The organism is Paraburkholderia dipogonis (genome assembly GCF_042680985.1).
Taxonomy (GTDB): Bacteria; Pseudomonadota; Gammaproteobacteria; order Burkholderiales; family Burkholderiaceae; genus Paraburkholderia; species Paraburkholderia phytofirmans.
In genome coordinates, this window is record NZ_JBHUFR010000047.1 from 24,067 (window position 1) to 50,204 (window position 26,138).

The following is a 26,138-nucleotide window of genomic DNA, read 5'->3' on the forward strand; positions in this document are numbered from 1 at the left end:
TGCATCCAAAGTGTTTGCCCTAACAGTACCTACAGATGGCTGGGCGGACGAGCGATCATCAACATGGCCCCTTGAGATTCATTGACCTATGGGCCGGCAAGGAGCAGCACGATGTGGATCAAGCGTAGCGACAGAATTCAACTCAGCGGCGACGACATTGCGCGCAGCGAAATCACGCCGCAATCTGTTTTTCAGAACCGGCGGCGCGTGTTGCAGGCGGCCGGCGCGGTGGCGCTCGGCAGTCTGATCGGGGTGAACGGCGAGGCGCTGGCGGCTTACACGTCGCCGGATCCGAAGGCGCAGAAGCTGGCGGCGAAGACCAATGCCAAATTCGTCGCGCTCGACAAGATCACGCCGTACAAGGACATCACCACGTACAACAACTTCTACGAGTTCGGCACCGACAAGGCCGATCCCGCGCATAACGCCGGGACGCTGCGGCCGCATCCGTGGAAGGTGAGCGTCGAGGGTGAGATCAAGAATCCCAAGGTCTACGACATCGACGAATTGCTCAAGCTCGCGCCGCTCGAAGAGCGCGTGTACAGAATGCGCTGCGTCGAAGGCTGGTCGATGGTGATTCCGTGGATCGGCGTGCCGCTCGCGGAATTGATCAAGCGCGTGCAACCGACGGGCAACGCCAAGTACGTACAGTTCATCACGCTGGCCGATCCGTCGCAAATGCCCGGACTGTCGACGCCCGTGCTCGATTGGCCATACTCCGAAGGGCTGCGCATGGACGAAGCGATGAATCCGCTGACGTTGCTGACGATGGGTCTCTACGGCCAGGTGTTGCCCAATCAGAACGGCGCGCCGGTGCGCGTCGTGGTGCCGTGGAAATACGGCTTCAAGAGCGCGAAGTCGCTGGTGAAGATCCGCTTCCTCGACAAGCAGCCGCCGACCAGCTGGAACACGTATGCATCGAACGAATATGGGTTTTACTCGAACGTCAATCCGAACGTCGATCATCCGCGCTGGAGTCAGGCGACGGAGCGTCGTATCGGCGAAGATGGTTTCTTCACGCCCAAGCGCAAGACGTTGATGTTCAACGGCTACGGCGATCAGGTCGCGTCGCTTTATCAGGGCATGGACCTGAAGAAGAATTTCTGAGCGGCGTGAACATGGCTTCCTCTGAGACGCAATCCGCTACGCAGACCGAGCGCAAAGCGCCGCGCGCGCAGGCGTCCGCGACGACGACGGCGGCAAAGCGGTCCGCAACCGGCGCGCGCTGGATCGTACCGGCCAAGATCGCGGTATTCATCGCCGCTTGGTATCCGCTCGCGCGTATCGTGCTGTTCGGCGTGACTGACCGGCTGGGCGCAAATCCGATCGAGTTCATCACGCGCTCGACCGGTCTATGGACGCTCGTCTTTCTCTGCATCACGCTTGCTGTGACGCCGTTGCGCAGACTCACCGGCGTTGCCGCGCTCGTGCGGTTTCGCCGCATGCTCGGGCTCTATGCGTTCTTCTACGCGACGCTGCATTTCACCACTTACCTCTGGTTCGACAAGTGGTTCGACGTCGCCGCGATTATCAAGGACATCGGCAAGCGGCCGTTCATCACGGTGGGCTTCGCGGCGTTCGTGTTGCTGATCGCATTGGCCGTGACCTCGCCGCGCGCGATGGTGCGCAAGCTTGGGCGCCGCTGGCAGATGCTGCATCGGTCCATCTATGCGATCGGCGCGCTCGCGATCCTGCACTTCTGGTGGATGAAGGCCGGCAAACACGATCTGATCCTGCCGAAGATTTACGGCGCGATCATGGTGGCGTTGCTTGGTTGGCGGTTGATCGTATGGCTGCGTGACAGGAAGTTAAAGACGCGTTGACGAGCGCTGGTGCGCCTCGCGTCGGAAACAGAAAAAAGGCGATGCCACAGCGGCATCGCCTTTTTTTATGTTGGCGTATCTATTGAAGGTTATGCCGGCAGAATGGTTTCGCCTGCAAACAGCTGCTTCACCTCTTCGCGCGCGCGAACCACATGCACCTGTGTACCATCCACCATCACCTCAGCCGCGCGCGGACGTGTGTTGTAATTCGAGCTCATCACGAAGCCATACGCGCCGGCCGAACGAATCGCGAGCAGATCGCCCGGTTCAACGGACAGCAGACGCTCACGTCCAAGCCAGTCGCCGCTCTCGCAAACCGGGCCGACCACGTCGTACACGTGCGCCGGTACGTCGCGCTTCACGACCGGATCGATCGCGTGATACGCCTCGTACATGGCCGGGCGCGCGAGATCGGTCATGGCTGCGTCGACGATAGCGAAATTCTTTTCCGCGCCCGGCTTCAGAAACTCGACGCGCGTGAGCAGCACGCCGGCATTGCCGACCAGCGACCGGCCCGGCTCGAAATACACTTCACGATGGCCATGACCGCGCGCTTCGATGCGATCGAGCACGGTGCGCACGAACTCGCCGATTTCCGGCGGCGTTTCATCGTCGTACGTGATGCCGAGACCGCCGCCCACGTCGATGTGACGAATCTTCACGCCGTCCTGCTCGATCTGCTCGACCAGTTCCAGAACCTTGTCGACGGCGTCGAGATACGGCGCGACTTCAGTGATCTGCGAGCCGATATGGCAGTCGATGCCGACCACCTCGAGATTCGCCATAGCCGCGGCCGCCTGATACGTGGCGCGCGCGTCTTCGAACGCGACGCCGAACTTGTTCGACTTCAGGCCCGTGGAAATATACGGATGCGTCTTCGCGTCGACGTCGGGATTCACGCGCAGCGAGACGGGCGCCTTCTTGCCCATTGCCGCGGCAACCGCATTCAAACGGTCGAGCTCCGGAATCGATTCGACGTTGAAGCATTTCACGCCGGCCGCGAGCGCGTCGCGCATTTCGTCCGCGTTCTTGCCGACGCCGGAAAACACGGTGTTTTCCGCTTTGCCGCCGGCGGCCAGCACGCGCGCCAGTTCACCGCCCGACACGATGTCGAAGCCGGCGCCGAGGCGCGCGAACACGTTCAACACCGCGAGATTGCTATTGGCCTTCACGGCGACATGAACGCTCGCGCGACGGCCTGCGCAAGCACCTGCGTAAGCGTTCCACGCCTCGGTGAGCGCGGCGCGCGAGTACACGTACAGCGGCGTGCCGAACTGCTCGGCGAGGGAGACGGCGGACACGCCTTCGGCGTGCAGCACGCCGTCGACGTAGTCAAATGCGGATCGAGTCATGCGAAAGTCTTATTGAACAGGTGTGGCGGCGGAAGCAGGCAGCGGAGCCGCCGTGGCGGATGCAGCGGAGGCTGGCGGCGCGGCGAGTTCGTTTTCCGGCGCCAACGAAAGCGGTGTGCCGGAGGTATCCGGGACGGTGCTCATGTCGGTGGAGGTAGCCGGCGCGGGTTGCGCGACGTCCGGTGTTTGCGTGCGATCGGTCGGCTTGGCCGGTAGCGGCGGCACGGTGGGCAAATAGAGCGAACCGCGTTGTCCGCAGCCGGCAAGTGCACAACCTGCGAGAATGGCTAAAACCGCTACAATCGCGCGGCCGGGCGCCGCCGCGCGCATCCGAGATACGACTCGCATGACTGTCCCTGAATAAATAATCGATGGAGTTTAGCATGTCCGATAGTGAATACCTGACCCGCGCGGAAGCCGCGCTAGCCGCCATCGAACGCGCGCTCGACGACACGGATGCCGACATCGAACTGGAGCGCAGCGGCAACGTCCTGACCCTCGAATTCGAGAACCGCACGAAGATCATCGTCAACCTTCAGCCGCCCATGAGCGAGATCTGGATCGCCGCGAAAGCGGGCGGTTTCCACTTCCGTTTCGTCGATGGCGAATGGCGTGATACGCGCAGCGGCACCGAGTTTTTCGCCGCCTTGTCGGAGTACGCGACGCAGCAGGCCGGCGAGCCGGTTCACTTCAGAGCGTAAGTAAGATCCGCCGATCGGGCGAGCACGCCAGAGCGGCCGAATCGATTCGCCCTGATCGCACAAAGCAAATGGCCGCGCATTGAGCGCGGCCATTTGCTTTTCTGCTGAACCAGGTGAACGCGTGCGTCAGTGTCCGCGGAAAAGGTTCATGATGTCCTGCTTCTCCTGCTCGCCGACCTGTTCAGGCGCTGCCGCCGACGCGGCACTCGACTGCGCATCCAGTGTCGCCTGACTGACGCCGACCGTGGCAACGAAACCATTTCCCGGCGTGAAGTCGTCGAAATAAAGCTCTGATCCGATTTCCGTGACGTCGTCGGGCTTCGGCATCTTGTACTCCGGCACGCCCTTCAGCGCGCGACCCATGTATTCGACCCACACGGGCAATGCCAGGCCGCCGCCGGTTTCCTTGTCGCCGAGACTGCGCGGGTTGTCGTATCCGATCCACGCAATCGCGGTGAGGGTGTGCTGATAACCGGCGAACCACGCGTCGCGCGAATCGTTGGTCGTGCCAGTCTTGCCGGCAAGATCGGTGCGTTTCAACACGTTGGTCTTGGCGCCCGTACCGCGCTGAGCGACGCTTTGCAGCAGGCTGTTCATCACGTACGCATTGCGCGGCTCGATCGCATGCGGCGCGCTCTGCGCGGCCACCAGCGGTTGCGCATGCGCGACCACCATGCCGCGCTGATCCGTGACTTCGGCGATCAGATACGGATTGATCCGATAGCCGCCGTTGGCGAACACCGAGAACGCACCCGCCATCTGCAACGGCGTGACGAGACCGGCGCCCAGCGCCATCGGCAGATAAGCCGGGTGACGATCCGCGTCGAAGCCGAAACGCGTGATGTACTGCTGCGCGTACTTCGTGCCGATCTGGTTCAAGATACGAATCGACACCAGGTTTTTCGAACGCTGCAGCGCGGTGCGCATGGTCATCGGTCCGTCGAAGCCGCCGCCGTAGTTCTTCGGCTCCCACGCCTGGCCGCCCGTTTCAGCGGCACTGAAAAAGAGCGGCGCGTCGTTGATGATGGTTGCCGGTCCGAGTCCTTTTTCGAGCGACGCCGAATAGATGAACGGCTTGAAGCTCGACCCCGGCTGACGCCACGCCTGCGTGACGTGATTGAACTTGTTTTTGTTGAAATCGAAACCGCCGACCAGCGCGCGGATCGCGCCATCTTGCGGGATCACCGAAACGAACGCGCCTTCCACTTGCGGCAATTGCGTGATCGACCAGTTGCCATCGTCGTTCTTGACGAGCCGGATGATCGCGCCGGGCCGCACGCGTTGATTCGGCTGCGCGCGCGGACCGAGCGCGAACTGCACGAAGCGCAGGCCGTCGCCCTGGATAGTCGCGACATTGCCGTCGATGAAAGCAGCCTGCACCTGCTTCGGACTCGCCGCGGTGACTACGGCGGCAATGATCTCGCCATTGTCCGGGTGTTCGAGCAGCGCGTCGTCGATGGCCTGTTCGCGGTCGTCGGCGTCGGACGGCAGATCGATGAACGCCTCCGGGCCGCGATAGCCGTGACGCCGTTCGTAGTCCATCAGACCTTTGCGCAGCGCGCGGTACGCGACGTCCTGGTCGGCCGAATCGATCGTGGTCACCACGTTCAGGCCGCGCGTATAGGCTTCCTCACGATACTGCGCGTACATCATCTGACGCACCATTTCCGCGACGTACTCCGCGTGCACGCTGAACTCCTTGCCCGCGCCCTTGACCACGAGCGGCTGCTTGCTCGCTTCGTCGTATTGTTCCTGCGTGATGTAGTGCAACTCGTACATGCGCTGCAGGATGTACTCCTGACGCACCTTCGCACGCTTCGGATTGACGACCGGGTTATACGCGGACGGCGCCTTCGGCAAGCCCGCCAGCATGGCCGATTCCGCCAATGTCAGATCCTTCAGGTCCTTGCCGAAATACACGCGCGCCGCGCTCGCAAAGCCGTAGGCGCGCTGGCCGAGATAGATCTGATTCATGTACACCTCGAGAATCTGATCCTTGGACAGCTTCGACTCGATCTTGTACGCGAGCAGCATCTCGTAAATCTTGCGCGTGTAGGTCTTTTCGCTCGAGAGAAAGAAGTTGCGCGCCACCTGCATGGTGATCGTGCTCGCGCCCTGCGTGGCGTGGCCGTTAGTCAGCGCGACGAAGCCGGCGCGCGCAATACCAGTGAGGTCGACGCCGCCGTGATCGTAGAAGCGCGCGTCTTCGATGGCGAGGATCGCCTTCTTCAGACTATCGGGCACATCCTGAATATGGACGATGTCGCGCCGTTCCTCGCCGAATTCGCCGATCAGCACATGGTCGGCCGTATAGATGCGCAGCGGCACCTTCGGCCGGTAGTCGGTCAACGCGTCGAGCGACGGCAGATTGGGCGTGGCGACGACGAGCGCATAGCCGAGCACCAGCAGCCCGCACAGAATGCCTGCGACGATCAGACCCACGAAGCCCAAGATGAGCTTCAGCCACAACGGGCGTTTGCGCTTTTTAGGCGCGGGCGGCGGGGACGTAGAAGACGTGGATTGCATGTAGGCACCAAAAAAGCAGTCCCGCGATTATAGCCGCCTCGCTTTTCAGCTTTCGGCATGCTTACTGACACTTCTTGACAAGTCTGCGCGCCGCGCGGGAATGACTTCACTGTAGTCGCTTTGATGGCGTACAGGTCGTGCGTTGCTCAACGTTAGCCGTTTGGCTGAGTGTCGCTCGGCGGCGCGGCTGCGCACAATTCTTCCTCATCACTCGCGTTCGAATGGTTCGTCGCGTGAGTCAGAGGGAGGGCGTCATGGCGTTGAGAAGATCTTGGCTTCAGGCAGTGCAACCGGGTGCGCAGCGTTTTGCTGCGGGGATCGATGTTGGCTCGCAGACCGTGCGTCTGGTCGTGCTGAGTCAGCGCGCGCGTTCGCGAGGCGCGCTGCATATCGAATACGCGAGCACGGTCCCGCTTGTCGCCGGTGCGATGGCCGGCAGCGAGATCGCCGACCGTCACGCGGTGGCGCGTGCGTTGCGCGACGCGTTCGCCGATCTGCCGCATGCATGCGCGACGCAGGCCTTGCGGTGCGCGATGGCGCTGCCCGCATCGGCCACCATGACCACCACCGTACCGCTCACGCGGCTTGCCGCGCAGAGCGGTTGTTCGGAAGACGGCGGGCATCAACTGGCTGAACTGGAGCCGGCGGTGATGAGCGAAGTCGAGCGCATCGCGGGACTCGAGCGGCATGCTCTCGCTGTCGACTGGTATCTCGACGAAGCGTATGCGCCGGTCCGCTCCGTGACCATCGCCGCCACCGCGCGGCAACATCTCGAAGCGCGAATCGAATGCGCGGCGATTGCCGGCATCTCGCTCACGGCCATCGACGGCGAGCCGCATGCCGCGTTGCGCGCCATGCGCTACGCCGCGAGTTACGAGCTCGATCCACACGAGCCCTATGTCGCGTTGTGGATCGGCACTGACGGCGTGTACGGCTGGCGCATCGTGGACGACATCGTCGCCCGCGAAATGCGCTACCCGGCGCCGGAACACACCGATCTCGCCGATGCGTTGCGCGATCTGGCGCAAGGCCCGGAACTCGACTGCGCGTTGGTGAGCGGCGAGATCGATCTGCTCGGCGGCGTGGGTTTCTCGACTGCGGATATCGCGGACGTATTGGGTTGCTCGGTGCTGCCGTTCCAATGCGCGTCGCTCGGCGGCCTCGCTCGACCCCTGGAGGATTCGTTGTTGCTCGAACCGGCAGACGCGGTCGCCTTCGGACTTGCGTTGCGCGGGGTGCTCGAATGACGGGCGGTCTGTTGCATGCCAAGGCCTCGAACGCGCGAGCGCCGGAACGCGGCGCGCGCTTCACGCGATCCAGGCTTGGCGGGTTCAATCTGCTGCCTTATCGCCAACGCAATGCTCGGCTCGCGCGCCGGCGGCGCGTGCTCGAATGGATTGCGGCGGTCTGCGCCGGTTTGGCCGCCGTCTTCGTGCTGGGCGCGTGGCAGGCCATCGAGAGCGCGCGGTTCGAGGCACAGCGCGTGTCGGTCGAACACACGTTCACGCAGCTATCGGCGCCGCTCGCCGAGCACGCCATGTTGCTGCGCGCGCGAGACGAACAGCGGCAGAACGGCGCCCGCGCAAAAAGCCTGTCGGAACCGCTCGTACACCTACGCGATCTGCTCGAAGCGTTGAGTTTCGAACCCGGCGAGGGCGTGGTGTTGCAGCAGTTGCGTCAGCGCGAGGACGACACCGAATTGCTGGCGACCTCGCGTGGGCATCTCGCTTCGGCCGAGTGGCTCAAGCGCTTGAGTGCGATCCGCGGCGTGAAGGGGGCGGAAGTGAGCGACCTGCATCGTTCGGTGCCGCACAGCGGCGCGGTTGCACAGGCGAGCGTTGCCGGTCCGATCGAATTCGGCGCGCATCTGCGTTGGAGCGAGCCGGCGCAAAAAGCGGCTCGCTCGGCGGGGTCCGCCACGCAGCGTCCTGTGAAGTCTGAACAATCAAGAGGTGCGAAATGAGTACGATCTTTGTCGAGTTCGGCGGCGCGGCAAACGCGCGGCTTTTTCTTTCCCATTGGATGAAGCGCGTGCGCGTGCCGCTCGATGCATGGAGCCGGCGCCGCCGCTGGCTGGTCGCCTTGCTGATTGCCGTTGTGGTGTTCTGTTTGGGCGCGCATGGCTGGGTGGTGGCCGATCTCGGTGGCGTCGAAGCGAGCCGGGCGGCGTTGGAGGCCAGTCGCTTGCGTCTTGCGAACGCGCGGCACGCGCTTGCGCAATTGCCTGCGCTGCGCCGCGAAGCCGCCGCCATGCCGGTTGCTGCTTCGACTGCGCGTCCATCAGGGCCGTGGAGTTCCGCCGACGACGTCCGCGTCGTCTCCGAACTGGCTGCGCAAAATAGCGTCGCGTTGCTGGCGGTCGAACCTGGCGCGGTGAGCGGCGCGGGCGTTGAGAGTATGCGTCCGCTGCAACTGACCGCGCGAACGGACTTCGTTCACCTGATGGCATTTCTGCGCGGCCTTTCCGATCTGCCGGTGCTGATCGTGCCCGTCGATGTGACTGTCAAGCGGGATGCCGCGGCGTTGTCGGTGAGCGCCACGTTGCGCGTGTTCGATGCGCTGCGGCCGGCAGCGTTGGCAAACTCTGTGGAGGCACTCGACGACGACAGCCTCGATTCGGACGACGACGAAGAGGTTGTCTTCTTCGATCCGTTTTCGCAGCCGCAGATGCAGGCCGCCGGCGATCCGCCCGATGGCACGTCGCTGCGTCTGGTCGGATTGCTGAGCGATCGCACGCGTGGATTGGCGGTGCTCGATACGCCGGACGGCGTGACGAGCGTCGAGCCTGGAGAGCGGATCGGCGCCGAGCGCGTTACGAAGCTGGACGCGACCGGCATTACGCTCGCAAGGGAAGGCGCGACACGCACGCTGGCGCTGACGGAGGCTTTCTGATGAGACTGGCGAAGCCATTTCCTTTTACCGTGTCGAGTGCCGATACGCGCGTGTCGCCTCGCCTGATAGCGGGTCTCGGCCTGTGTCTTGGCGCGGCGCTGGCCACCGGCGTCACCCAGGCGTCGACTCCACCGCTGCCGCCGTTGCCCGCCTACATGCCGTTCGACGACGCGGTATCGCCACGCGATGCTTCGTACAACGGCACACCGCCGCTGCCGCGCGACGTTTCCACCGAGGTGCCCAATCCGTTTCGTCAGGATTCCGCGGACGATCGAGACGCGTCGCGTATGCGCAGCGCGACAGCGGCTAGTACTCGCACAGACGAGCCTGCCGCCGCTGATGATGCCGAGGGCTCACTGCTGTCGCAGTCGCGAATGCAGTCTACTGCTCCAATTCCCGCCGACGCCGACGCCGACGCCGACGCCGATTCCGACGGCTCTGTGCCACTGCGAAGACAGTTCGCTGCGTCGGCTCGCGCCGATGCTCCCGCCACGCTCGAAGGTCCGCCGGTGCCGCTGCCACCGCTCGCGCGCCTGAGCAATGCGCCACGCAGCGCCGCCGACGCGGCCCTCGCCCCCGACGACAAACCGATCTCGCTGAATTTCCAGCGCGCCGAACTCGGCGCCGTCCTCAATGCGTTCGCCCGATTCACCGGGCTCAACATCGTCGCGAGCGAGAGAGTGCGCGGCGCCGCCTCGTTACGGCTCGACAAGGTGCCATGGCGCACCGCGTTCGACACCCTGCTGGATGTCAACGGCCTCGCGATGGAGCGCCACGGCAACGTGATCTGGGTCGCACCGATCGCGGATCTGGCCGCGCGCGAGCGGCAGCGGTTCGAAGCGCATGCGCGGGCCGCCGATCTCGAACCGCTCGCGAGCCGCACTTTCGAGCTGCACTACGCGCACGCCGAAGACGTCAGGCGTCTGCTGACCGGCTCGGGCGCCCAGCGCGTACTGTCCAAGCGAGGCGCCGCGACTGCCGATCCGCGCACCAATCTGCTGTTCGTGACCGATCTCGAAGGACGCCTCGCGCAGATAGCCGCGCTGCTAGCTTCCGTCGACCGGCCCACACGCCAGGTGTTGATCGAAGCGCGTATCGTCGAGGGCGAACATGGGTTTTCGCGCAATCTCGGCGTGAAGCTCTCCATGGCGGCCACGAACGCCGACGGAACCGCGAAAGGCTTGACCGACGGCGGCTATGATCTGTCGGCCCGCCCGATTTCCGGTTTCGACGTCGCGACTGCCGGCCTGACCTTGTTCGCCGCCGGCGCGACGCGGCTACTGAACATCGAGCTAAGCGCGCTGGAAGCGCAGGGGCGCGGCGAAATCGTCTCGAGTCCGCGCGTCGTCACGGCCGACCGGATGAAAGCGGTCGTCGAGCAGGGCACCGAGCTGCCGTATCAGGCGAAAGTGGGGCAGGGCGTATCGGGCGTGCAGTTTCGCCGCGCCACGCTCAAACTGGAGGTCGAGCCGCAAATCATGCCTGACGGCCGGGTAGTGCTGGACCTCGACGTCGCCAAGGACAGCGTCGGCGAACAGACCGACGCCGGGCCCGCGATCAACACCAAGCACGTGCAAACGCGCGTCGAGGTCGAGGATGGTGGTACGGTGTCGATCGGCGGAATTTATGCGACCGACGACCGGGACGATGTGACGCGGGTTCCGGTCCTGGGCAAAATACCGGTTCTGGGTGCGCTTTTCCGCCATCGGGCCCATCGCGACCAGCGCAGCGAACTGGCTGTTTTCATTACGCCGCGCGTTGTTCAGACAAATTAGAGGCACGCTGCCGTCTCTTTTTAAGAGAGCGCCGGATCGCCTTAGCTTTTCCGCCCCGCCGGACGCGTTATTAACGGCCTTGGCGCTGAGCGACAGGGCTGAGGGCGCTCTCAAGCGGGGCGCAGGCTCGACAAGGCAGCCGCTTTGCCAGTAAGCTGCGGCACGAACCAAACCAGATTAGCCAGAGGACACCGTTGCAAGCGCGGGACGCACACGCCAATGTATTTTTCGTAGGGCTCATGGGGGCAGGGAAAACCACCGTGGGCCGGGCCATTGCGCGCCGTCTCGATCGCCCGTTCTTCGATTCCGACCATGAAATCGAGGCGCGCACGGGCGCGCGCATCCCGGTGATCTTCGAGCTGGAGGGCGAAGCGGGCTTCCGCGAGCGTGAAGCCAGCGTGATTTCCGATCTGACCGGACGTGACAATATCGTCCTCGCCACCGGCGGCGGCGCGATACTGAGGCCGGAAAACCGCGAAGCGCTGCAAAATCGCGGCGTGGTGATCTATCTGCGCGCCAATCCGCACGACCTGTGGCTGCGCACCCGGCGCGACAAGAATCGCCCGCTGTTGCAGACTGAAGACCCCAAAGCGCGTCTCGAAGCACTCTACGAAGTGCGCGATCCGTTATATCGGGAATGCGCGCATTTCGTGATCGAAACCGGCCGGCCTTCGGTCAACGGACTCGTCAACATGGTTCTGATGCAGCTCGAGATGGCCGGCGTCGCCAAACATCCTGCGTCATAATGGACCGTATGAATACCGTCAACGTCGAACTGGGCGAGCGCGCCTACCCTATCCATATCGGAACCGATCTGATCGGCCAGACCGCGCTGTTCGCGCCGCATATCGCCGGTAGCTCGGTCACCATCGTCACCAATACCACGGTCGATCCGCTCTACGGCGACAAGCTGCGCGCCGCGCTGGCGCCGCTCGGCAAGCAGGTGTCCACGGTCGTGTTGCCGGATGGCGAGGCGTACAAGAATCTCGACACCCTGAACCTGATTTTCGACGCGCTGCTCGGCGGCCGCGCCGATCGCAAGACCACGTTGATCGCGTTGGGCGGTGGCGTGATCGGCGACATGACGGGTTTTGCGGCCGCCTGCTACATGCGCGGCGTGCCGTTCGTTCAGGTGCCGACCACGTTGCTGTCGCAGGTGGATTCGTCGGTGGGCGGCAAGACGGGCATCAATCACCCGCTCGGCAAGAACATGATCGGCGCGTTCTATCAGCCGCAGGCCGTGATCGCCGACATCGGCGCGTTGCGCACGCTGCCGCCGCGTGAACTGGCGGCGGGCATCGCCGAAGTGATCAAGACCGGCGCCATCGCCGACGCGGGTTTCTTTCGCTGGATCGAAGCCAATATCGAGGCATTGAATCGCTGCGAACCCGAAGCGCTGGCCGAGGCGGTCAAGCGGTCGTGCGAAATCAAGGCGTCGGTGGTCGCGCAGGACGAGCGCGAGGGCGGACTGCGCGCCATCCTCAATTTTGGCCACACGTTCGGCCATGCGATTGAAGCCGGCCTCGGCTACGGCGAATGGCTGCATGGTGAAGCAGTGGGCTGCGGGATGGTGATGGCGGCGGATCTGTCCGTGCGTCTCGGCTATCTCGACGAGGCCGCGCGCAAGCGTCTGGTCGACGTGATCGTCGCCGCGCATTTGCCGACCCGCGCGCCGGCGCTCGGCGACTCGCGTTATGTCGAACTCATGCGGGTCGACAAAAAGGCGGAAGCCGGCGCGATCAAATTCATTCTGCTGAAGCGTTTCGGTGAGACGCTGATCACCCAGGCGCCCGACGCCGAGGTGCACGCCACGCTGGCCGCCGCCGTCTGAGTCTCGCGGGGCATCCAGCAACGCAGCACGCACTCGCGTCACGAGGCGCCGCCCATGTTTCGGAGAACCCGGTGACTGACAGGCGCAGCGACGATGTAAAGCATGAACCGGCGGCAGGCACGGCGGCAATCAGCGTGCCTTCGCAGGAAGCACTCGAAGCGCATCTCGCGCCGTACGCGGCGCATTCTGCGCAATCGCGCGGTCGCCGCTATCCGGAAGCCGCGCCCAGCGCGCGTACCGAATTCCAGCGCGACCGTGACCGCATCGTCCATTCCACGGCATTCCGCCGGCTCGAGTACAAAACTCAGGTGTTCGTGAATCACGAGGGCGACCTGTTTCGCACGCGTCTGACTCACAGCCTTGAAGTCGCGCAGATCGCGCGGTCGGTCGCGCGCAATCTGCGGGTGAACGAAGATCTCGTCGAAGCCATCTCCCTTGCCCATGACCTGGGCCATACGCCGTTCGGCCATGCTGGGCAGGACGCGCTCAACGAATGCATGCGTGAGCACGGTGGCTTCGAGCACAATCTGCAGAGCCTGGCGGTTGTCGATGATCTGGAGGAGCACTACGGCGCGTTCAACGGCTTGAATCTGTGCTTCGAAACCCGTGAGGGGATTCTCAAGCACTGTTCGCGCGAGAACGCGCGGCGACTCGGCGCATTGGGCGAGCGCTTTCTGGAAGGCAGGCAACCGTCCATCGAGGCGCAGATCGCGAACGTGGCCGACGAGATCGCGTACAACAACCACGACGTCGACGACGGTCTGCGCTCCGGCCTGCTCACCGTCGAACAACTTGCCGAAGTGCAGTTGTGGCAGGTGCATTACGAAACGGCGCGCAGCGATTTTCCGCAAATCGAGGGGCGGCGGCTCATTCACGAGACTGTGCGCCGCATCATCAATACGCTGATCGTCGATCTGATCGATACGACCAGGTTGAATCTGGACCGGCACTCGCCGGGGTCGCTGGGCGCCGTGCGCCTATCGCCCGCGCTCGTCGCGCATAGCGAAGAAATTGCCGCACAGGCTGCGGCGCTCAAGCGTTTTCTGTTCAAGAACCTGTATCGCCATTACCGCGTCATGCGTATGGCCAACAAGGCGCGCCGCGTCGTTGCCGGGTTGTTCGACGCGTTCACGGACGATCCGCGGCTACTGCCGCCGAGTTATCAGTCAACCGACGCGACGCAGCAACCGCGTCTGATCGCCCACTACATCGCGGGGATGACGGATCGCTACGCCGTCAAGGAATACCAGCGGCTGTTCGTGATCGACGACAACTGAGCAGCGCGGCACGTGCTAGCGCCAGTCACGACGACCGGGAGCCGACGCGAGCGGAACGCGTCGTGCAGAACACCTGCGGCAAGCCGCCGCCGATCGGCGGCAGCTTCGCGCGGTAGACGACCGCAGTAGACGCCTTAACGCAACCGCGACGCGAACAGCGCGCCCGCAATTAGCGCGACGCCGCCGACGATCGCAATCGTCTGCCACGGATTCTCATGCACGTAATCGTCGGCGTCCGCCACCGCCACTTGGGCGCGTTCGCGCACGGCGTCGCGCGTATCGTTCAGGCGGGCGCGCGCGACGTCGAGTTGTTTGCGAAGTTTGCCGCGCAACGCCACCGCGTCGGCTTGGGTGCCGTCCGCCAGCGTGGATTCAAGTTCCGACATTAGCGTGCGCAGTTCGCCTGCAATATCTTCGGCTGCGTGGCGGCTGTGGCGAGCGATACGCCGCGCACGGCGGCTGGTGCTGGTCCAGGATTCGCCGAGGGCGTCTCGCGTATTCGGAAGTGCAGTCATGGTCGCTCCGTCGATGAGGTGAAAAGGGTCCCGCGCATTGTCACGAAGACGCAGTTACACGTCGGGACGCGGGAAACACCATGCGAATGCAACTTCGGTGCCAAACCCCGCAGGCCCTAGCCACCGTGGCCCGAACGCAGTTTCGTCAGCAGGTATTGCACAGCAGGGCGCAATTTCGGGTCAAATTTACAAACGCCAACAGATGATCCGCGCGCGCTTCCATGAGCGCCGAACTGGCCTCCATGAAACGCGCACAAAATAAAAAACGCCGCCATTGGATGCATGACGGCGTTGTTCAAGCCACGAAAATTCGACTACCCTAGCTCTACGGCCCCTAATTTCCGGAAGCGTTAGAAACGGTAACCGATGTTGACGTACGTGACGATCGGGTTCAGTTTGATCTTGGTTTCCGATTGCACGTTCAATGTGCCCACCGGCGTGTTGGCCGCGGTGTTGAGCTTGGCAGTGGTGCTGAGCGGCAGGTAAGAAATTGATACGCCCGCGAACCAGTGCTGGGTGAACGCGTAAGTGAAGCCGGCATTAAACACCGGCTCCCACGAACTATCCGTAGTAACGGTGGTCGGACCATGCAGAACATTGGCCTCGAACGCGCTGTTGGTGATCTTTTCGTCGGTGAACGAAACTCGGCTCACGCCGATGCCGAGATACGGCCGGAATGCAGCGGTCGGGGCGTTGAAGTAGTACTTGAACAGCAGAGTCGGGCTCCACTGTTTTGCCTGTCCCAGTTTGCCGAACTGGGCAAGGCTGCCGGAGCCTTCCAGGTCGAAAGTGGGCGGGACGCCGATCACGAATTCGGTCGCGATGTGATCGGTGACGAAGTAACCGGCGGTGAAGCCGATGGTGTCGGCGGAATCCAGTTTTGCACCGGTGTTGGCTTCTGTGATGTTGGTCGGGCTGCCGCCAATGCTCGTCACTTTCAACGGTTGGCTGCTCGATTGAGGCGCTAGATGGAACCAGCCCGAGGTGACGTAAAAGCTACCGGCCGATTGCGCGTGTGCTGCCGTTGTCATGCAGGCTAGCGCCGCGATCCCCGTTACGGCCTGTTTTAATTTCATATGTGCTCCTCCAAAAAAGGCCCGCTCATTATGACTACAACGTTTGAAACAAACCATACGCGGCGGTTAGAGCTTTCTCCCTAAGCACCGCGTGGTTTCTGGCTCTGCCGCATGGCGCCGAAGCTTGAGCGCATGCGGTTCTTCGGACCTTCGGGTATGTACCAACGCGACTATCGGATACTCCAGCATGGCACGGCTTGCACGTCTCTATGTCCCTGACCAGCCGCAGCACGTCATCCTTCGCGGGCTCGATCAGCAGCCCGCTTTCGTCGACGACCAGGACTACGAGCTCTTCATCGATTGTTTGAAAGCGGCTTCGCGCGATCACCACTTGTCCATCCACGCGTATGCGCTAATGCCGGGCGCGGTGCAGCTGCTCGTCACGCCGACCGAGGAGTCGAGTCTGCCGAAGGCGATGCAGGCGGTTGGGCGCCGTTACGTGGCGCACTTTAACAGGCGCTACGCGCGCCGTGGCACATTGTGGGAAGGGCGCTACAGAGCCACGGTGATCGAAGGCGAGCGCTACTTTCTGCTGGCGAGTCGCGTGGTCGAGATGTGTCCGGTCCGCGCGGGACTCGTGAGCGCGCCGGAAGACTACCGCTGGTCGAGCTACCGCCATCACATCGGCCTGACGCTCGACAGCCTGATCACCGACCATCCGCTGTACTGGTCGCTTGGCAACACGCCGTTCGAACGCCAGCGCGCTTACCGCGAACTGTGCGAGCAGCCGCTCGACGAACGCGAAGCCAGCCAGCTTCAGCAGGCCACGCTGAAGGGCTGGGTTTTGGGCAGCGAGACATACCGCGAGTGGGCGGCGCGGGCCGCCAACCGGCGTGTGTCGCCATTGCCACGCGGGCGGCCGCGCAAGGTGCGCGAGACGCCGCAGCAGCAATAAAGCGTTTCGGATCAATGGGCTGCAGTGAAACGGCATCATCGCATGCCGTTTTCTTTTGCCCCATTTCGATATGACACCAATAAAAATGCACCGCAATGCACCAACTTGATAATTGGGGCTCAATGATCACGTTTTATTTGCTATTCCATTGATTCGTCGCGTATATTCCGAATTCCGGCGCTTTTTGACGCGCGTAGCATCGAGCACCGAGCGCGCCGTCGCGGTTGTGAATCGCACTGCGGCAATAGAAAAAACGGTTTAACGGCCTGTCCGGCCCCTCACAGACGGTGTCCCCATGAACGACCACCAGCAACCGACTCACCCGGTTCCCGCCGCGCAAGGTCTGTACGACCCGCAAAACGAGCACGACGCCTGCGGCGTCGGCTTCGTCGCTCACATCAAGGGTAAGAAAAGCCACGAGATCATCCAGCAGGGCCTGAAGATTCTCGAGAACCTCGACCACCGGGGCGCCGTCGGCGCCGATCCGCTGATGGGCGACGGCGCGGGCATCCTGATCCAGATTCCGGACGGCTTCTATCGCGAGGAAATGGCCAAGCAGGGCGTGGTGTTGCCGCCGCATGGCGAGTACGGCGTCGGCATGGTGTTCCTGCCGAAGGAACACGCTTCGCGTCTGGCCTGTGAACAGGAACTGGAACGCACCGTGAAGGCCGAAGGCCAAGTCGTGCTCGGCTGGCGCGATGTGCCGGTCGACCACACCATGCCGATTTCGCCTACTGTGAAGGCGAGCGAGCCGCTGATCCGCCAGATCTTCATCGGCCGCGGCAAGGACATCATGGTGACGGACGCGCTCGAGCGGAAGCTGTACATCATCCGCAAGACCGCGAGCCACCGCATTCAGGCGCTCAAGCTCAAGCACGGCAAGGAATACTTCGTGCCGTCGTGCTCGGCGCGTACGGTTGTCTACAAGGGCCTGCTGCTGGCTGGCCAGGTCGGCGTGTACTACCGCGACCTGCAGGATGACCGCACGGTCTCCGCGTTGGCGCTGGTGCATCAACGCTTCTCGACCAACACCTTCCCGGCGTGGGAACTGGCTCACCCGTACCGCATGATCGCCCACAACGGCGAAATCAACACGGTGAAGGGCAACGTCAACTGGCTGAACGCGCGTACCGGCGCGATCGCGTCGCACGTGCTCGGCGACGACCTGCCGAAACTGTGGCCGCTGATCTATCCGGGCCAATCGGACACCGCCTCGTTCGACAACTGTCTCGAACTGCTGGTGATGGCCGGCTACCCGCTCGTCCACGCAATGATGATGATGATCCCGGAAGCCTGGGAACAGCACACGCTGATGGACGACAACCGCCGCGCGTTCTACGAATACCACGCCGCGATGATGGAGCCGTGGGACGGCCCCGCCGCGATCGCCTTCACCGACGGCCGCCAGATCGGCGCCACGCTCGACCGTAACGGCCTGCGTCCGGCGCGCTACATCGTCACGGACGACGACCTCGTCATCATGGCGTCGGAAGCCGGCACGCTGCCCATTCCCGAGTCGAAGATCGTCAAGAAGTGGCGTCTGCAGCCGGGCAAGATGTTCCTGATCGACATGGAACACGGCCGCATCATCGACGACAAGGAACTGAAGGACAACCTCGCCAACGCCAAGCCGTACAAGAGCTGGATCGACGCCGTGCGCATCAAGCTGGACGAAATCGAGCCGAAGGCCGAAGACGTCGCGACGGAACGCCGCGAGGCCGCTGCTTTGCTGGATCGCCAGCAGGCGTTCGGCTACACGCAGGAAGACCTCAAGTTCCTGATGGCGCCGATGGCGCAAGCCGGCGAAGAAGCCGTCGGCTCGATGGGCAACGATTCGCCGCTGGCGGTCATGTCCAACAAGAACAAGACGCTGTACCACTACTTCAAGCAGCTGTTCGCGCAAGTGACCAACCCGCCGATCGACCCGATCCGCGAAAACATGGTGATGTCGCTGGTGTCGTTCGTCGGTCCCAAGCCGAACCTGCTGGACACGAACAACATCAACCCGCCGATGCGTCTCGAAGTGTCGCAGCCGGTGCTCGACTTCAAGGACATCGCGAAGATCCGCGCGATCGATCAGTACACGGGCGGCAAGTTCAGCTCTTATGAACTGAACATCTGCTATCCGGTGGCGTGGGGCAAGGAAGGCATCGAAGCGCGCCTCGCCTCGCTGTGCGCGGAAGCCGTCGATGCAGTCAAGTCCGGCTACAACATGCTGATCGTGTCGGATCGCAAGACCGACCGCGACAACGTCGCGATTCCGGCGCTGCTGGCTACCGCTGCGATCCACACGCATCTCGTGCAACACGGTCTGCGCACCAGCGCGGGCCTCGTCGTGGAAACCGGTTCGGCGCGTGAAACGCACCACTTCGCGCTGCTCGCGGGCTACGGCGCGGAAGCCGTGCACCCGTACCTCGCCATGGAAACGCTGAGCCAGCTCGCGGCCGGCCTGAAGGGCGACCTGTCGGCGGAGAAGGCGGTCTACAACTTCACGAAGGCAGTCGGCAAGGGCCTGATGAAGGTCATGTCGAAGATGGGCATTTCGACCTACATGTCGTACACCGGCGCGCAGATTTTCGAAGCGGTCGGCCTGGCTGAAGACCTGGTGGTGAAGTACTTTAAGGGCACGTCGTCGAAGGTAGGCGGCATCGGTTTGTTCGACGTCGCGGAAGAAGCGATCCGTCTGCATCGCGACGCGTTCGGCGACAGCCCGGTCCTCGCGAACATGCTCGACGCGGGCGGCGAATACGCTTATCGCGTGCGCGGCGAAGAACACATGTGGACGCCCGATGCGATCGCCAAGCTGCAACACTCGGCGCGCAGCAACTCGTATCAGACGTACAAGGAATACGCGCATCTGATCAACGATCAGACCAAGCGTCACATGACGTTCCGCGGCCTGTTCGAATTCAAGTTCGATCCGACCAAGGCCATCCCGCTCGACGAAGTCGAATCAGCAAAGGAAATCGTCAAGCGTTTCGCCACCGGCGCGATGTCGCTGGGCTCGATCTCGACTGAAGCGCACGCCACGCTGGCGGTCGCGATGAACCGCATCGGCGGCAAGTCGAACACCGGCGAAGGCGGCGAGGACGTGAACCGTTACCGCAACGAACTGCGCGGCATCCCGATCAAGAACGGCGACACCATGAAGTCGGTGATCGGCGACGAAGTGATCGTCGACATTCCGTTGAAGGAAGGCGATTCGCTGCGCTCGAAGATCAAGCAGGTGGCGTCGGGCCGTTTCGGCGTGACCGCGGAATACCTCGCGTCGGCCGATCAGATCCAGATCAAGATGGCGCAAGGCGCGAAGCCGGGCGAAGGCGGTCAGCTGCCGGGCCACAAGGTGTCGGACTACATCGGCAAGCTGCGCTACTCGGTGCCGGGCGTCGGCCTGATTTCGCCGCCGCCGCACCACGACATCTACTCGATCGAAGATCTGGCGCAGCTGATCCACGACCTGAAGAACGCCAACTCGGCGGCCAGCATTTCGGTGAAGCTGGTGTCGGAGTCGGGCGTCGGTACGGTTGCCGCGGGTGTTGCCAAGGCCAAGGCCGACCACGTCGTGATCGCCGGCCATGACGGCGGCACGGGCGCGTCGCCGCTGTCGTCGGTGAAACATGCCGGCACGCCGTGGGAACTCGGCCTCGCTGAAACGCAGCAAACGCTGGTGCTCAACCAGTTGCGCGGCCGTATCCGCGTGCAGGCCGACGGTCAGATGAAGACCGGCCGCGACGTCGTGATCGGCGCGCTGCTCGGCGCGGACGAGTTCGGTTTCGCGACGGCGCCGCTCGTCGTCGAAGGCTGCATCATGATGCGCAAGTGCCACCTGAACACCTGCCCGGTCGGCGTCGCGACGCAAGATCCGGTGCTGCGTGCGAAGTTCCAGGGCCAGCCGGAACACGTCGTGAACTTCTTCTTCTTCGTTGCGGAAGAAGCGCGCGAAATCATGGCGCAACTGGGCATCCGCAAGTTCGACGACCTGATCGGCCACGCCGAACTGCTCGACATGAAGAAGGGCATCGAACACTGGAAGGCCAAGGGTCTCGACTTCTCGCGCGTGTTCTATCTGCCGCAAGTGTCGGCTGAAGTGGCGCGCAAGCACGTGGACGTGCAGGACCACGGTCTCGACAAGGCACTTGACCACACGCTGATCGAAAAGGCGAAGGCCGCGATCGAGAAGGGCGAGCACGTCTCGTTCATCCAGCCGGTGCGTAACGTGAATCGTACGGTCGGCGCGATGCTGTCCGGCACGATCGCGAAGAAGTACGGCCACGACGGCCTGCCCGACGACGCGATCCATATCCAGTTGAAGGGCACCGCGGGTCAAAGCTTCGGCGCGTTCCTCGCGAAAGGCGTCACGCTGGATCTGGTCGGCGACGGCAACGACTACGTCGGCAAGGGTCTCTCGGGCGGCCGCATCATCATCCGGCCGACCAACGATTTCCGCGGCAAGTCGGAAGAGAACATCATCTGCGGCAACACGGTGATGTACGGCGCGATCGAAGGTGAAGCGTTCTTCCGTGGCGTGGCAGGTGAGCGCTTCTGCGTGCGTAACTCGGGCGCAACGGCGGTTGTCGAAGGCACGGGCGACCACGGTTGCGAATACATGACGGGCGGCACGGTGGTCGTGCTCGGCGAAACGGGCCGTAACTTCGCGGCCGGCATGTCGGGCGGTATCGCCTACGTGTACGACCCGGACAGCTCGTTCGCGGGCAAGTGCAACAAGTCGATGGTCGCGCTCGATCCGGTCTTGCAAACGGCTGAACAGGAACGCACGGTCGACAAGGGCCTGTGGCACTCCGGCGCGACCGACGAAGCGTTGCTCAAGGGACTCATCGAGCGTCACTTCCAGTTCACGGGTTCGCCGCGCGCCAAGGCGCTGCTCGAAAACTGGGATGCGTCGCGCCGTCAATTCGTGAAGGTGTTCCCGACCGAATACAAGCGCGCGCTGGGCGAAATGGCCGCGAAGAAGGCGAACAAGGAAGTGCTCGCCGCCTGATTCGCAACTGGCCTCAAGCCGAAGACGTCACATACAAGCCGTACCCGCCGCGCGCGACCGTTCAAAGGCGCGACGCGGCGGGTCCAGATCACCCCTAGATACAGATAGAGAAGAGAACCACATGGGCAAGGCAACCGGTTTTCTCGAGTTCGAACGCCGCCACGAGGCGTACGAAGCTCCGCTCACGCGTGTGAAGCACTACAAGGAATTCGTCGCCGCACTGACCGACGACGAAGCCAAGATTCAAGGCGCACGTTGCATGGACTGCGGCATTCCGTTTTGCAACAACGGCTGCCCGGTGAACAACATCATCCCGGACTTCAACGACCTGGTGTTCCATCAGGACTGGAAGAACGCGATCGAAGTGCTGCATTCCACGAACAACTTCCCCGAGTTCACGGGCCGCATCTGCCCGGCGCCGTGCGAAGCGGCGTGCACGCTCGGCATCAATGACGACCCGGTTGGCATCAAGTCGATCGAACACGCGATCATCGACAAAGCCTGGGCCGAAGGCTGGGTTGCGCCGCAGCCGCCGAAGCACAAGACCGGCAAGAAAGTCGCCGTGGTCGGTTCCGGCCCTGCTGGTTTGGCCGTCGCGCAGCAACTGGCGCGCGCGGGGCACGATGTCACCGTGTTCGAGAAGAACGACCGCATTGGTGGTTTGCTGCGTTATGGCATTCCCGACTTCAAGCTGGAGAAGTGGCTGATCGATCGCCGCATGCGTCAGATGGAAGCCGAAGGCGTGACGTTCCGCGCGGGCGTGTTCATCGGCAAGCCGGATTCGCTGCCGGCGCATATCGGCAACACGGCGAAGGAAACCGTTTCGCCGGAGCAACTTAAGGAAGAGTTCGACGCCGTGGTGATCGCGGGCGGTTCGGAAACGCCGCGCGATCTGCCGGTGCCGGGTCGCGAGCTGGAAGGGATCCACTATGCGATGGAATTCCTGCCGCAGCAGAACAAGGTCAATGCTGGCGACAAGGTCGCGAACCAGTTGCTCGCGAAGGGCAAGCATGTGGTCGTGATCGGCGGCGGCGATACGGGTTCGGACTGCGTGGGCACGTCGAATCGTCATGGCGCGAAGAGCGTCACGCAATTCGAACTGCTGCCGCAGCCGCCGGAAGAAGAAAACAAGCCGCTCGTGTGGCCGTACTGGCCGATCAAGCTGCGCACGTCGTCGTCGCATGACGAAGGCTGCTCGCGTGATTGGGCGGTCGCGACCAAGCGCCTGGAAGGCAAAAACGGCAAGGTCGAGAAGCTGATCGCGGCGCGCGTCGAATGGAAGGACGGCAAGATGCAGGAAGTGCCGGGTTCCGAATTCGAAATGAAGGCCGATCTGGTGCTGCTCGCCATGGGCTTCACGCAACCGGTTTCGCCGGTGCTCGAAGCGTTCGGCGTCGACAAGGACAATCGCGGCAACGTGCGCGCGTCGACCGAAGGTGAGAAGGCGTATTACACCTCGGTGGACAAGGTGTTTACCGCGGGCGACATGCGCCGCGGTCAGTCGCTGGTGGTGTGGGCGATTCGTGAAGGCCGTCAGTGCGCGCGTTCAGTCGATGCGTTCCTGATGGGGCATTCGGAACTGCCGCGCTAAAAGTCTCCTGTCCGGTTTTCATGCAGATGCACGGAAACCGGCTACTGCTTGCGGGAAGAGGTGGAGACGACAAGGTGCCGCGTCAGCGGCGCATCAAGCGGTGAAAAAACAAAGCCGGGCACCTGAGAGGGTGACCCGGCTTTTTACATGTCCTCTCGATGCGATGTTAGCTGCGTGACTTGCGATACCGCGCCAACGTCAACCCATCGAGATCGATCTCCGGCTTGCGGTGCGTGATCAGATCCGCAACCACGCGCCCCGAACCCATCGACATTGCCCAGCCAGTCGAACCATGCCCGAGGTTCAGCCACAGTTTCTCCACGCCGGACGGTCCGAGCAGCGGCGCGCCGTCGGGTGTCATCGGACGGCGTCCGACCCAGAAATGCGCAGACGTGGGATTGGCCGCGTGCGGGAACCAGTCGTTGAGCACCTTCATCAGCGTTTGCAAAGCCTGCTCGCGCAAGGTGGTTTGGCGATTGCCAAGTTCCGCGGTGCCAGCCACCCGCAAGTTGTTGCCGAAGCGCGTGATCGCCGTTTTCAGCGATTCGTCCATCAGCGCGCCGCGCGGGGCCTTTTCTTCATCGGTAACGGGCAGCGTCGCCGAATAGCCCTTCACCGGATAAAGCGGCACCTTCACGCCGAGCCGCGCGAGCAGCGCCGCACTGTCGACGCCCAGCGCCACCACCACGGCATCCGCGTACAGCGTCTCCGCGCCGCGTTCGCTCTCGATACGCACCGCGCGCACCGCACCGCCATGCACATCGAGCGAGGTCACCCGCGTGTCGAAGCGAAAGCGCACGTCGTTGCGTTCACAGATAGCGCGCAATTCGCGCGTGAAGCGGGCGCAATCGCCGGCTTCGTCGTCGGGCAGATAAAGGCCCGAGAGCGGCGCCTGACGCGCCCAGCTCAAACCCGGCTCGATCTCGACACACTGCGCCGCGCTGACTTCCCGATGCGCGATACCCGCGTCGCGCAACACGGCGAGCGCCGGCTGCGCGAGTTCGACGTCGTACTCGCTGCGGAACAACTGCAGATAGCCTTGGCTGCGGCCGTAGTCGAAGGGATAGCGGGCGCGGAATTCGTGCAGACAGTCGCGGCTGTAGTAAGCAATGCGCTGCATGCGCTGCTTGTTGACGCGAAAACGTTCGAGATCGCATTCATGCAGCCAGCGCGCGATCCAGCGCCATTGAGCCGGATGGAGAGTGGGACGGAAGATCAGCGGCGAGGCCGGCTTGAACAGGTATTTGAGAATCTTCGCCGGCATGCCGGGCGCGGCCCAAGGCGTGACGTAGCCCGGCGCGATCACGCCCGCGTTGCCGAAACTGGTGGCGAGCGCGACGTCCGGTTCGCGCTCGATCACAGTGACTTCGCAGCCCTGCTGGCGCAGGTAAAAAGCGGTGGCGACGCCGATCACGCCGCCGCCCAGAACAATCGTTTTCATGTGTGTGTACTGCGGATTCAGGCGGTAGGCTGGGTTGCGCCGAGTACCTTGCCCTTGGTTTCGGGCAGACACAACGCGGCGACGATCACGAGCAGATAGCCCGAGCCGGCCACGATGCCCATCGCTTTCACCAGTGTCATGGTTTGCGACAGTGTACCGACCAGAATCGGAAAGAACGAACCGAGTCCGCGCCCGAGGTTGTAGCAGAATCCTTGTCCCGAGCCGCGTATCGCATTCGGATAAAGCTCGGACAGGTAAGCGCCCACGCCCGCGAAAATCCCTTGCACCACGATGCCGAGCGGAAAGCCGAGCGCCAGCATCATGCCGTCGGTGATCGGCAGCATGGTGTAGAACATGCCGAGCACGAAGGAGCCGATCGCGAACAGCACGAACGACGCGCGCCGGCCGATCTTGTCGCACAGAATCGCGCCGACGATATATCCCGTAAACGAACCGACGATCAGCACGATCAGATAACCGCTGGTGTTGAACACCGACAGATGCCGCACGGTTTTCAGATAGGTCGGCAGCCACGTGGTGATCGCGTAATAGCCGCCGAGCATGCCGGTGCACAGCACGCTGCCGAGTAGGGTAGTTTTGAGGTGAGCGCCCGAGAAAATTTGCAGGAAGTGCGAGGTGTCGAAACCGCTCTCACGAGCCCGGCGCGTTTCGAGGAAGATCTCCGGATCGCTTACGTTGCGGCGAATGTAGATGATCCACGCCGCGGGCAGCAGGCCGATCCAGAAGCAGGCGCGCCATGCATATTGCTCCGGCAGCAGCGCGAAGAATGCCCAGTAAATGATGGCCGCGGCCGCCCAGCCGAACGACCAGCTGCTTTGCACGGTGCCGACCGCTTTCGCGCGATGCTGAGGCGAGCGAATGGTCTCGGCCATCATGATCGTCACGACCGACCACTCACCGCCGAAGCCGATGCCCTGCAGCGTGCGCGTAGTGAGCAACTGCCAGAACGAGTGCGTGAAGCCGGACAGGAAAGTGAACAGCGCAAAGGTGGCGATCGTCCACTGCAATACGCGGATGCGGCCGTAGCGGTCGGCCAGAATGCCGGCGAGCCAGCCGCCCACCGCCGACGAGATCAGCGAACTGGTGGCGATCATGCCGGCTTCGCTTTTGGTCATGCCCCACGTCGCGATCAGCGTCGGAATGAGGAAGGAGTAAATCATGAAGTCGAAGGCGTCGACTGCGTAACCGCCGAAGCCTGCGTAAAGCGTGCGGCGTTCGCGCTGGGTCAGTTCGGTGAACCATTGGAGAGAAGGCATGTTTTGTTGTGGTCTCCAGGGCTTGTTGGCCTGCCGTCGGCGTGAATGTGGGGTGTTTGTATTCTACGGGGATGGGGCGTCGTGCGGCCAGTTGTGGTCAAAAATGGCAGGCAACGGTAAGAAACCGATAAGAGATGAAAAGCCGGGGAAATCTGCGCGAGGAAAAG

20 protein-coding genes are annotated in these 26,138 nt (G+C 63.0%); 13 read left to right on the forward strand and 7 right to left on the reverse strand.

Annotated elements, in window-relative coordinates:
* Positions 1-111 precede the first annotated feature (111 nt).
* Together msrP and msrQ are read left to right on the forward strand one after the other, a co-directional pair.
* Positions 112-1,107, forward strand: a complete 996-nt coding sequence (gene msrP, locus ACFSNN_RS39815; protein WP_134457651.1) for a protein-methionine-sulfoxide reductase catalytic subunit MsrP — start codon at positions 112-114, stop codon at positions 1,105-1,107.
* Positions 1,108-1,118: 11 nt separating this feature from the next.
* Positions 1,119-1,823: a protein-methionine-sulfoxide reductase heme-binding subunit MsrQ gene (gene msrQ / locus ACFSNN_RS39820; RefSeq protein WP_208949496.1), complete on the forward strand. Its 705-nt coding sequence runs from the start codon at positions 1,119-1,121 to the stop codon at positions 1,821-1,823.
* 89 nt (positions 1,824-1,912) lie between these two features.
* Here msrQ and lysA read toward each other — a convergent pair whose 3' ends face one another.
* Together lysA and lptM are read right to left on the reverse strand one after the other, a co-directional pair.
* On the reverse strand, positions 1,913-3,175 hold the full coding sequence (gene lysA, locus ACFSNN_RS39825) for a diaminopimelate decarboxylase (protein ID WP_134457653.1): 1,263 nt from the start codon (positions 3,173-3,175) through the stop codon (positions 1,913-1,915).
* Between the two features lie 9 nt (positions 3,176-3,184).
* Positions 3,185-3,523 (reverse strand): LPS translocon maturation chaperone LptM, encoded by a 339-nt coding sequence (lptM, locus tag ACFSNN_RS39830; protein WP_106314061.1) that lies wholly within the window; start codon positions 3,521-3,523, stop codon positions 3,185-3,187.
* Positions 3,524-3,558: 35 nt separating this feature from the next.
* Between lptM and cyaY the strand changes: the two genes are divergently transcribed.
* Positions 3,559-3,876 carry an iron donor protein CyaY gene (gene cyaY, locus ACFSNN_RS39835; protein WP_134457654.1) on the forward strand — a complete coding sequence of 106 codons (318 nt, stop codon included), beginning with the start codon at positions 3,559-3,561 and terminating at the stop codon, positions 3,874-3,876.
* Between the two features lie 126 nt (positions 3,877-4,002).
* Here cyaY and ACFSNN_RS39840 read toward each other — a convergent pair whose 3' ends face one another.
* Positions 4,003-6,402: a penicillin-binding protein 1A gene (locus tag ACFSNN_RS39840; RefSeq protein WP_134457655.1), complete on the reverse strand. Its 2,400-nt coding sequence runs from the start codon at positions 6,400-6,402 to the stop codon at positions 4,003-4,005.
* 254 nt (positions 6,403-6,656) lie between these two features.
* Here ACFSNN_RS39840 and pilM point away from each other — a divergent pair, with 254 nt between their 5' ends.
* The 7 genes from pilM to ACFSNN_RS39875 all read left to right on the forward strand — a co-directional run bounded on the left by pilM (position 6,657) and on the right by ACFSNN_RS39875 (position 14,177).
* Entirely contained in the window at positions 6,657-7,649 is a 993-nt protein-coding gene (pilM, locus tag ACFSNN_RS39845) for a type IV pilus biogenesis protein PilM (RefSeq protein ID WP_134457656.1), read from the forward strand.
* Positions 7,646-8,365, forward strand: a complete 720-nt coding sequence (locus tag ACFSNN_RS39850; protein WP_134457657.1) for a fimbrial assembly protein — start codon at positions 7,646-7,648, stop codon at positions 8,363-8,365. The genes pilM and ACFSNN_RS39850 overlap by 4 nt, the downstream gene beginning before the upstream one ends.
* The gene (locus ACFSNN_RS39855) at positions 8,362-9,294 is read left to right on the forward strand and encodes a hypothetical protein (RefSeq protein WP_134457658.1); all 933 of its coding nucleotides are present in this window, start codon (positions 8,362-8,364) and stop codon (positions 9,292-9,294) included. Before ACFSNN_RS39850 ends, ACFSNN_RS39855 begins: the two co-directional genes overlap by 4 nt.
* On the forward strand, positions 9,294-11,069 hold the full coding sequence (locus tag ACFSNN_RS39860) for a type IV pilus secretin PilQ (RefSeq protein WP_134457659.1): 1,776 nt from the start codon (positions 9,294-9,296) through the stop codon (positions 11,067-11,069). The genes ACFSNN_RS39855 and ACFSNN_RS39860 overlap by 1 nt, the downstream gene beginning before the upstream one ends.
* Positions 11,070-11,263: 194 nt before the next feature.
* Entirely contained in the window at positions 11,264-11,815 is a 552-nt protein-coding gene (locus ACFSNN_RS39865) for a shikimate kinase (RefSeq protein ID WP_106284162.1), read from the forward strand.
* Positions 11,815-12,900: a 3-dehydroquinate synthase gene (aroB, locus tag ACFSNN_RS39870; protein ID WP_208949497.1), complete on the forward strand. Its 1,086-nt coding sequence runs from the start codon at positions 11,815-11,817 to the stop codon at positions 12,898-12,900. Before ACFSNN_RS39865 ends, aroB begins: the two co-directional genes overlap by 1 nt.
* A gap of 71 nt (positions 12,901-12,971) precedes the next feature.
* Positions 12,972-14,177, forward strand: a complete 1,206-nt coding sequence (locus ACFSNN_RS39875; protein ID WP_134457661.1) for a deoxyguanosinetriphosphate triphosphohydrolase — start codon at positions 12,972-12,974, stop codon at positions 14,175-14,177.
* Positions 14,178-14,311: 134 nt separating this feature from the next.
* Here the strand turns inward: ACFSNN_RS39875 and ACFSNN_RS39880 are convergent, their stop codons facing one another.
* The gene (locus ACFSNN_RS39880; RefSeq protein WP_012434543.1) at positions 14,312-14,692 is read right to left on the reverse strand and encodes an ElaB/YgaM/YqjD family protein; all 381 of its coding nucleotides are present in this window, start codon (positions 14,690-14,692) and stop codon (positions 14,312-14,314) included.
* A 350-nt stretch (positions 14,693-15,042) separates the two neighbouring features.
* The gene (locus ACFSNN_RS39885; RefSeq protein ID WP_134457662.1) at positions 15,043-15,768 is read right to left on the reverse strand and encodes an OmpW/AlkL family protein; all 726 of its coding nucleotides are present in this window, start codon (positions 15,766-15,768) and stop codon (positions 15,043-15,045) included.
* Between the two features lie 187 nt (positions 15,769-15,955).
* Between ACFSNN_RS39885 and ACFSNN_RS39890 the strand changes: the two genes are divergently transcribed.
* The 3 genes from ACFSNN_RS39890 (at position 15,956) to ACFSNN_RS39900 (ending at position 23,253) form a co-directional block, all read left to right on the forward strand.
* Positions 15,956-16,663, forward strand: a complete 708-nt coding sequence (locus ACFSNN_RS39890) for a transposase (protein WP_012434540.1) — start codon at positions 15,956-15,958, stop codon at positions 16,661-16,663.
* Positions 16,664-16,958: 295 nt separating this feature from the next.
* Complete coding sequence (locus ACFSNN_RS39895; RefSeq protein WP_134457663.1) at positions 16,959-21,662, forward strand: glutamate synthase-related protein; 4,704 nt, start codon at positions 16,959-16,961, stop codon at positions 21,660-21,662.
* Positions 21,663-21,783: 121 nt separating this feature from the next.
* Positions 21,784-23,253 (forward strand): glutamate synthase subunit beta, encoded by a 1,470-nt coding sequence (locus ACFSNN_RS39900; protein WP_134457664.1) that lies wholly within the window; start codon positions 21,784-21,786, stop codon positions 23,251-23,253.
* Between the two features lie 166 nt (positions 23,254-23,419).
* Here ACFSNN_RS39900 and ACFSNN_RS39905 read toward each other — a convergent pair whose 3' ends face one another.
* Entirely contained in the window at positions 23,420-24,694 is a 1,275-nt protein-coding gene (locus ACFSNN_RS39905; RefSeq protein ID WP_134457665.1) for a D-amino acid dehydrogenase, read from the reverse strand.
* Between the two features lie 17 nt (positions 24,695-24,711).
* A complete protein-coding gene (locus ACFSNN_RS39910; protein WP_134457666.1) occupies positions 24,712-25,971 on the reverse strand; it encodes an MFS transporter in 1,260 nt (419 codons plus the stop codon).
* Positions 25,972-26,138: the final 167 nt, after the last annotated feature.